Here is a 7,375-nt window from a genome sequence, read left to right as displayed (position 1 = left end):
TTCCCTTTTTGTCGGGATACCTTACAAAACCCCTTCTTAACATCACTTTAAACCACTTCAACGCCAAAGTAGACACCCAAAATGTTCCCATTTGGTCGGGATACCCTTATAAACCCGACCGAAGGGAGTTAGCGAGGCGCAGCTCGCAGGCCACTAATGAGTGTGGGGATCTTCTTCCCGATCTAGTCTAGAAAGTATTTTTTTACCCGTATATTTCTAATATAGATTTTGCTTCACTAACTATCCTTTCATAATTTACAGACATTTTTTCACTCTCTAAGGTACCCTTAGATATCGAATAGCTTTCGAGTTCATATGACTTAAATTTTGTTTTTAAAAACTCTTTCGGGGTTCCTTCTGCGATTATCCCGTAAAATTCCCCTGCAGATAAATTAATTAAGTCCGTTACTTTTACTCTATTCCTCTCCTGGACACTCTCATTCTTCCCTTTATTGGTATTACTCCCAAAATGTATCAATGTGCCATTTGTTCCTGTTCCTTTACTCCTTGTTTCAAAAGTTCGATCTTCTTTTGAGTACAAATTCACAATTTTAGAAGCTGTATTTTCATTTGTAGTTCTTCCAAAAAACTGATTCCCCAAGTTTGAAAGAAGTACTTCAGCTTTGTCCTTTCCGTACTTATCAACTAATTGAGAATAGTCCTGCACCCCAAAAACGGTAGCAATTTTATTGCTTCGAGCGGTCGCAGGAATCTGCTCAATATTTGGAATATATAATGTTGGGGCTTCATCTAATAACACAACACTATGGCACTTGTCTGCTTCATTCATTTGGCGTAATGCACTGTTACAAATCAACGATATAACAGGGCTATACGTTTGAGGCAATGTACTATCGTTTCCTATCGCCAAAAATGTAGGATTCTCTTTATTGTTCAAGTCCAGGTTAATATCATCTGCAGACAATAACCAAAAGATATCTTTGGTATTTAAGCGTGAAAGGGTCGTGAAAATAGTACTGATTATTCCTGATGTTTGATTATGGGCCTCTCTCTCTAAACTCTGTCTTAAACTGGCCACCATCCCTGCTGATTCAGGGTTTTTACTAACTGTATCTACTACTTCCTTTATATCATTGTGAAGAAGTAGGCTTATAACGTGAGGAAGTGTACAATATTGAGGGGCTTCTTCTCTTAAATACCATATTACACCAGACAAAATCATTCTTGCATTTTGCGACCAAAAATCATCGTTTTTTATACTGGTTGGGATCAGGTTATTGACCAATGTTTGGGAAAATTCCATGGCCACACCGCTTTTTGTTATGTACTTTGGACTTATAGGGTTACATCTATCCGATAAGTCAGGATTCTTAAAATCTAAATTGGCAAATTTTATATTCTTACCTAAATAAACTGATCTAGCTTTATTTGTTAACTCAGGGCTTTTAAAATCATATAATATGCCACAAAATCCTTTATTTGCCAGTTGATTTATGATAGGTTCAAATATACTTTTGCTCTTTCCGCTTCCCGCTCCCCCTTGTACATAGATGCCTCTAAATGGATTATCAAGGTGTATTTTCCCCTTCTCTGTTTCAAAAGTTAGAGTGTGATTTTCTTTACTTTCTCCTTTTGCAAATGGGATTTTTTTAGGCTTTGGCCTCCTATCTTTTATAACTCTATACAGACCAGAAAGACCAGCTAAACCGACAAATGAATAATGGATATATTCTTTACTGTCAGGAACATTTTTTGAAATGTAGTCAGCTATTCCAAATACGATCATTAGAATAATAAGCCCCGTTAACGCATTTCTTTGTTTAAAAACTCCAAAACCAAATGCCAAAAGCCAAATACTAGCAGAAAATAAAAATATCCAAATATTATCGTTTAATGTGCTATTAGCATTCGATAAAGGAATATTTAATCCCATTACAGGAACTGTTTCCTCTCCATTTACAAAAGGAGCCATCAGACCAAATACATTTACCAACAAACAACTTAAAACAATCATGAAGGCAAACAGATAAAACCCATATTTAATTATTGTTCCCATTTTTCCAATTTTTAATTTTATCCCAATCTTTAGGATGCTCTTTAAAATATTCTGTCGTATGATCGTAGTAACCCTGCATTTCATCTACTTTTTTCTGAACCTCGCTTACTTTTGAGAAACTGAACCATATTGAAAAAGCAGAAAAACCAACCAAAAAGAATAAAATCATTATTAAGTAGGGGGATAAAATAAAGCTGTTTAAGGCTTTTTTTGTTTTTTCACTAGCTTCTCTGCTTGTTCTAGCTATTTCTTCGTTATATCGACTTAAATCAGTTGTATCGACCGAAAAATTAACGTTTGATATCCGCTCATTAAATCGCTGTTCCAAATCTTTTAATTCCCCTAATATTCTTTCTTGTTCCTGCAGAGATTTTTTTTGGGTCTTTTCTTGCTGCTCTATCAATGATGCCAGGGCAATCCCCAATTGATGATTAGTTACTTCTTTTGCCATAGATTATCTAGAATAACCTCTATCCTTGGATAGAGAATTTATAATTGTTTTTATACTCTTTTCTACTTTATTTAGGGTTAGATTTCGGCTTATATCAGATGCTTTGAAACCCTCTATTCTATACCCTGATATCGTATTATTTACTTTACTTCGGATGATATCGATTTTAAGCCCAGACTTATGCAAGCTTTCAAAATAGCTTTTGATATCTTGAGGTTTATCCTTCTTTATCGTATTTTCTACTTTTAATCGTATTTCCTTTGCTTCTAGCTTTCTTTCATTTTGTATATCCTTAGCCGTTTTCCATCCCTTTGATCTAGCTATTTTTTCCGCACTTTCCTGTGCTCTTTTACTCAAAAAACTATCGCTTATAGCTTGTCCCTTTTCATTTATACGATTAACAAGAACATGGATATGCTTTGTTTCTGTCGATGCATGCACGGTCGCAATATATTGCCGATCCTTGAGACCCAGGTTTTCAAGTTGGCTATGCAATATTTCTCTAAGTTCCTTGTTGCTTAAATCCTTGCCTATTTCCTGATTTGGGCTAATTACCATTGATATGGTGTTGTTTACACAATTTCGATTACTCTCCTGGACAAATCTAAATTCTTGAAGAATATCTTTGCCCGTAGTTCCTACGATTCCATTGCTATCCAAGATCAATGCCTCACCATTCTCTTTGTCGTTCATAACGTAATCAATCGCTTGACTACTCCCCTTCGTGCTTTTCGCTTTGCTTACCATTCCTAATTTCTTCTAAATGTATGAGCAGTTCTCTAGCAACCTTACTGACTTCAAGTGTTACCTCTGGAGCATTATTATTCTTGATTAAATTGGAGATGTAAACAAAATTTTGATGGAATTTTGCCAGCTCTTTATAAACAGATAACCGCTCTTCACTTGGTGGTGGTTTGATTACTCGATGCAAACCACAGTCAACTAAATACTGGCTTATACTCAATCCTGATTTTTTAGCATTGATTTCGATAAGCTTCTTATCGAGTAATGAGACTCTAAGTTCTATTCGTTGTGTTTTGCTCATGGATGAAAAACTTGTTTTGAAGCCCTTTCATTCCTGGACACACCGTGACCAGGAATGAAAGGCGATTGCGACCCTCCGGGAGCAATCCAAGAGGTGCTTAGGACGTCAAATTCGCAGAATTTGTACGTACAAGCACACCTCTTGACCTTTTGGCGTAATAAATATAGGCGAAAAATGGGAAGGAGGCAAAGAAACGACTTAGTTTCTTTTGTCGAACTGGACATTTAAGCCTAAAAATTCGGAGCGATAAAAATCCATATCGAAGATATTGGATTTTTGAGTCGGAGAATTTTAACTAGCCCATCCGCACATCATTCGGCTTGCGAACTTCGTCTCGCTGGCTCCCTTCGGTCGGTTGTTTACGGAAAAAAATGATTACATTTGTATTTAAAATAATATCATTATGAATACAATTAGTTTAAAGAAATCGACTTCCTTGCGTCTTGATAGGGAACTGTATAATTACATCGAAAAGTTGGCTAAAAGAGAAAATAGAAGCGTAAATAATTATATCGAAACGGTGCTTGCTGATGCCACCCGCTTCCATGAGCCGAACGATGAAACAAAGCGTGCTATTAAGGAAGCTAGACAGGAACGAGCAAACCTCAAAGGATATACGGACATGGATGAACTCTTTGCAGACTTAGCAAAATGAGCGCATACACAGTATTTCCATCAACTCGATTCAAAAAAGATTACAAAAAGTTCCTAAAGAAAAAAAAGGAACTAGAAGCCATACAGCTAACCCTCCGACTACTGGCCCAAAATGGGCATGAAGGACTTCCCCAACGAATGAAGCCACATACATTGGTTGGAAACTATAAGGGATCTTGGGAATGCCATATATTCCCTGATCTGTTATTGATATGGGAACAAGAGGATGAGCCAGTAAACAAAATACATTTAATTCGAGTGGGTAGTCATTCGGAGCTTTTTTCCTAAAAGACAGAAATCGAAAGGGTAGTACTGCGTGCCCGTAGATCAGCAAACAAGAACTTTATACATTATTTAATCATCGTTAAAGACGTAACTATCTGATATTTAATTTATATTACTTTAATATGACAATCTGGAGGCGCGCAACTTCTTTTTTAATAGGTTTCTTCCTTTTCCCTTGTTATTTTTCAAGTTTGAGTCTTTCAAAATGTGAGAAATTGCATACCTCTAAATGACCTCTCTTAGAAATTCTTTAGGTATTCTTATAAAGGAAAATTTATGGATTCCTTATAACTTCTGGGAGACACTGTGTGTCAAACAATTACAAAGGTTTGTGTGAGAAATTGCATAGGTAAATGTGAGAAATTGCATACCCTTAACTTTTAAAATGTGAGAAATTGCATACCCTTAAATTAAAAAAAACAAGTATAATTTGATAGAATACTTTTTTTTTCTCACATTTATATCATGAAAAATAAACCTTCTGTCCTTAATCAGCCTAATGTGATCACGCAAGCAAGGTATTTGTTTAGTGATACAGAAATGAAAGTTTTAGTCTTCATCATTAAAAACATTCAATTATTACTGAATAGAGAGGGTTTTGAACACAACCGCACTTTGTTTGGAGAGATTGACTATAAGATCTTTTTTCATCTAAATGATATTGATGAGAAGGAAACAAATTTGAAGAGAATAAAAACAGCGATTAAGTCTTTGCGACAAAAGGATTTTGAAATTGATGATGGCAAACGATGGTTGAATGTGGGCTTAATCAATTATGGGGAATATCAATACGATGTTAAAAAATGGGAATTACAGGTTTCGCACAAGCTTATGCCCTACATGGTTGATATTGCTAAAGGCTATACCGAATATCAATTACAAACTATTCTCCAGTTGAATAAACACGCTCAACGATTATACATGATGTTTAGCCAATTTCATGGCACTGGCGTTTTTAATATCAATGCAGAAGAGTTGCGTTTTAAGCTTGCTCTAGAAGATAAATACAAAAAGTATCGAGACTTCAAAAACTGGGTAATTATCCCCGCCATAGAAGATATAAACAAGTTGTTTGAGCAAGGTCGATCCGATGTCTGTATTACTTTAAAGTCTGATAAAAAGCCTCGTGGGAATGAAGATTTTGACCGAACTCTTGAATTTAGAATAGCTTACACTAAAAGAGTGTACAAGCAAATTGAGGTCGAAAAAGAACAATATTTAAGGTATACCATGAATTTGTTGCGTTCTATCTTCCCTAATGACGATAAATACTGTAACAAGCTGATAGGCCACTTGGTGCAAAATAAGCGTTTAAAACCTTTTGGTGATAGATTAAAACGAATCGAAGACGAGGCTATTGAAACTCAAAATTCTTTATCCTATTATGGGGGATTGGTTCGGACGATAGCAAAGAATGACCACAATTTTTATAATGACTAATTTAAAGTAATAACGTATTTACGTAAATACGTTATTACTTTAAATATTGCCTTATTGCTTCCTCAACCAAGTTTTTAACATTGGTATCTTCTTCCAGGGCACGAACTTTAAGGGCTTTAATCAGCTCCTTGTCAAGCCACAAAGTATAGCTTTGTTCGCTGTCTCTCTTACGCTCTTTTACTGGCACGACCTTTTGTTTAGGGACATCGTTTTGTTTAATCTCTTTGAGTTTAGCGAATGGGTCTTTGCTCATAGTAATTCCAATATTGATTTTGTTAATTCCTCGATTTCTTTTTTTGCCATTTCATCACTTCCCGAATGGACCCCCCCAGTGAGAAACGTATTTGTATATGCTACCCTGTCGCCTACTTCCGAAAGAATGGGTAAATCATATTCTTTTAGCTGCTCTTTTGCCTGATCGGTAATGTTAGCCCTGGGCTTTACCATGTTCAGTACGATAACCGCCTTAAGGTCTTTTTTTTCGTTCTGAGCTTCTTTCACCAGCTCCACGGTCGCACGTATGGCCATGATGTCGGGTACACCTGCTTTTGTTGGAATGATCACCAAATCCGATTGCATAAATATAGGCTTCATGTTATTCATGAGATAGGGAGGCGTATCCACGAATATAACATCATAATCCTTTTCGAAAGTATCTTTGTTGTATGGCACTATGTCTATCCCCTGTGTCATACCTTGAAGTTGCATAGTTGATCCTTGGGGATCAGTATCTGTCAAAGCAGTTCTAACATTACGACCAAAGTAATGCGCAAGGTTTATAGCAAGTGTGCTTTTTCCAACTCCCCCCTTTTGATGGGCAATGGTTATTATTTTAGGCATGAGCGTTACATGTTATATTTACGTAAATACGTATTTACGTAAATACGTATTTACAAATATATAAAAACAACTCTAATATTGCGTGTATTGTAGTGTACACTACAATACGTTGTACAACAATCTTCTGAAAAATAATTATATTAGAAATATATAAACAGAAATAGCTTTAAAAACAAGAAATATGGCACGAGAGAATTGGGGGGAATTATTTGCCCAAAACAATCCAAAAAATGCATCAAGTGACTTTGATAATGAAGAGTGGACTTGGGAGGATAATACGAGTACTATCAACGAAACACACAAAATCAAAAACGATATTATTATCGATTTTCAGAAACAGGGAATAATTGTAGAGAGAAGTACGCTTACTTTTGTCAATGGTCTTACCCTAAACCTTACAAACGATCAAATTGATTCACTCAACAACCAGCACATAAATAGTTACAGATAGATCACTCCATCGCCAAAGTAGACACCTAAAATGTTCGCTTTTTTCGGGGATTAAAGTTCCCTTTTTGTCGGGATACCTTACAAATCTCTTCTTAACATCACTTTAAACCACTTCCACGCCAAAGTAGACACCTAAAATGTTCGCTTTTTGTCGGGGATAAAGTTCCCTTTTTGTCGGGATACCTTACAAAAC

Annotated in this window: 11 protein-coding genes; 5 read left to right on the top strand and 6 right to left on the bottom strand. The window is 35.9% G+C overall.

Annotation, left to right across the window (positions count from 1 at the left end; genetic code table 11):
- Positions 1–191 (top strand): hypothetical protein (locus FXV77_RS22385; protein ID WP_222867855.1); only part of this gene is annotated, 191 nt, incomplete at its 5' end.
- A gap of 11 nt (positions 192–202) precedes the next feature.
- Here the strand turns inward: FXV77_RS22385 and FXV77_RS21700 are convergent.
- From FXV77_RS21700 to FXV77_RS21685, 4 genes are read right to left on the bottom strand one after another with little or no spacing between them, the layout of a single operon-like run.
- Positions 203–2,017: a type IV secretory system conjugative DNA transfer family protein gene (locus tag FXV77_RS21700; protein WP_187444215.1), complete on the bottom strand. Its 1,815-nt coding sequence runs from the start codon at positions 2,015–2,017 to the stop codon at positions 203–205.
- A complete protein-coding gene (locus FXV77_RS21695; protein ID WP_148921343.1) occupies positions 2,001–2,468 on the bottom strand; it encodes a hypothetical protein in 468 nt (155 codons plus the stop codon). Before FXV77_RS21695 ends, FXV77_RS21700 begins: the two co-directional genes overlap by 17 nt.
- Positions 2,469–2,471: 3 nt before the next feature.
- Entirely contained in the window at positions 2,472–3,215 is a 744-nt protein-coding gene (locus tag FXV77_RS21690; protein ID WP_148921342.1) for a relaxase/mobilization nuclease domain-containing protein, read from the bottom strand.
- Entirely contained in the window at positions 3,181–3,513 is a 333-nt protein-coding gene (locus tag FXV77_RS21685) for a plasmid mobilization protein (RefSeq protein WP_148921341.1), read from the bottom strand. The genes FXV77_RS21690 and FXV77_RS21685 overlap by 35 nt, the downstream gene beginning before the upstream one ends.
- Positions 3,514–3,916: 403 nt before the next feature.
- Here FXV77_RS21685 and FXV77_RS21680 point away from each other — a divergent pair, with 403 nt between their 5' ends.
- The 3 genes from FXV77_RS21680 to FXV77_RS21670 all read left to right on the top strand — a co-directional run bounded on the left by FXV77_RS21680 (position 3,917) and on the right by FXV77_RS21670 (position 5,892).
- Complete coding sequence (locus tag FXV77_RS21680; RefSeq protein ID WP_148921340.1) at positions 3,917–4,168, top strand: hypothetical protein; 252 nt, start codon at positions 3,917–3,919, stop codon at positions 4,166–4,168.
- On the top strand, positions 4,165–4,455 hold the full coding sequence (locus tag FXV77_RS21675; RefSeq protein ID WP_148921339.1) for a type II toxin-antitoxin system YafQ family toxin: 291 nt from the start codon (positions 4,165–4,167) through the stop codon (positions 4,453–4,455). Before FXV77_RS21680 ends, FXV77_RS21675 begins: the two co-directional genes overlap by 4 nt.
- Before the next feature lie 462 nt (positions 4,456–4,917).
- Positions 4,918–5,892: a replication initiation protein gene (locus tag FXV77_RS21670; RefSeq protein WP_148921338.1), complete on the top strand. Its 975-nt coding sequence runs from the start codon at positions 4,918–4,920 to the stop codon at positions 5,890–5,892.
- Between the two features lie 34 nt (positions 5,893–5,926).
- On the opposite strand, the gene FXV77_RS21665 is transcribed toward FXV77_RS21670, so the two are convergent.
- Positions 5,927–6,145, bottom strand: coding sequence for a ribbon-helix-helix protein, CopG family (locus FXV77_RS21665; protein ID WP_148921337.1), 219 nt, complete (start codon positions 6,143–6,145; stop codon positions 5,927–5,929).
- On the bottom strand, positions 6,142–6,732 hold the full coding sequence (locus tag FXV77_RS21660) for a ParA family protein (protein ID WP_148921336.1): 591 nt from the start codon (positions 6,730–6,732) through the stop codon (positions 6,142–6,144). Before FXV77_RS21660 ends, FXV77_RS21665 begins: the two co-directional genes overlap by 4 nt.
- Before the next feature lie 181 nt (positions 6,733–6,913).
- On the opposite strand from FXV77_RS21660, the gene FXV77_RS21655 reads away from it, so the two are divergent.
- Positions 6,914–7,183, top strand: coding sequence for a hypothetical protein (locus tag FXV77_RS21655; RefSeq protein WP_148921335.1), 270 nt, complete (start codon positions 6,914–6,916; stop codon positions 7,181–7,183).
- Positions 7,184–7,375: the final 192 nt, after the last annotated feature.

Source organism: Sphingobacterium phlebotomi (assembly GCF_008180195.1).
Lineage (GTDB): Bacteria > Bacteroidota > Bacteroidia > Sphingobacteriales > Sphingobacteriaceae > Sphingobacterium > Sphingobacterium phlebotomi.
This window is presented reverse-complemented; position numbering and strand designations above follow the sequence as displayed.